Source organism: Nguyenibacter vanlangensis (genome assembly GCF_013376155.1).
Lineage (GTDB): Bacteria > Pseudomonadota > Alphaproteobacteria > Acetobacterales > Acetobacteraceae > Gluconacetobacter > Gluconacetobacter vanlangensis.
On the sequence record NZ_JABXXP010001217.1, the window covers coordinates 1 to 574 of the forward strand.

1 protein-coding gene is annotated in these 574 nt (G+C 72.3%); it reads left to right on the forward strand.

Annotation, left to right across the window (positions count from 1 at the left end):
* Positions 1-574 (forward strand): FAD-binding oxidoreductase (locus HUK84_RS22210; RefSeq protein WP_176642044.1); only part of this gene is annotated, 574 nt, incomplete at both ends.

Genomic DNA, 574 nt, shown 5'->3' on the forward strand with positions numbered 1-574 from the left:
CGCCGTGCTGCGCCCGGCGGACAGCGCCGCACTGGCCGCCGCCGTGGCGATGTGCGCCGAGGCGGGCGTCGCGATGGTGCCGCAGGGCGGCAATACCAGCATGGTGGGCGGGGCGACGCCCGACGAAAGCGGGCGCGAGGTCGTCGTCTGCCTGTCGCGGATGAACCGCATCCGGCGGATCGATCCGGTGGACCAGACGATGGAGGTCGAGGCCGGGGTCACGCTGAAGGCGGCGCAGGATGCCGCCCGTGCGGCGGGGATGCTGCTGCCGCTGTCGATTTCGTCGGAAGGATCGGCGCAGATCGGGGGCGTGCTGGCCACCAATGCCGGCGGCAACAACACCGTGCGCTATGGCAATGCGCGCGAGCTGGTGCTGGGGCTGGAGGCGGTGCTGCCGGATGGCGGCGTGTTCCATGGGCTGCGCCGGCTGCGCAAGGACAATACCGGCTATGCCCTGCGGCATCTGTTCGTGGGGGCGGAGGGGACGCTGGGCTTTATCACCGCCGCGATCCTGCAGTTGCAGCCGCAGCCGCGGGCGGTCGAGGCCGCCCTGTGCGCGGTGGCCGACGCGGAT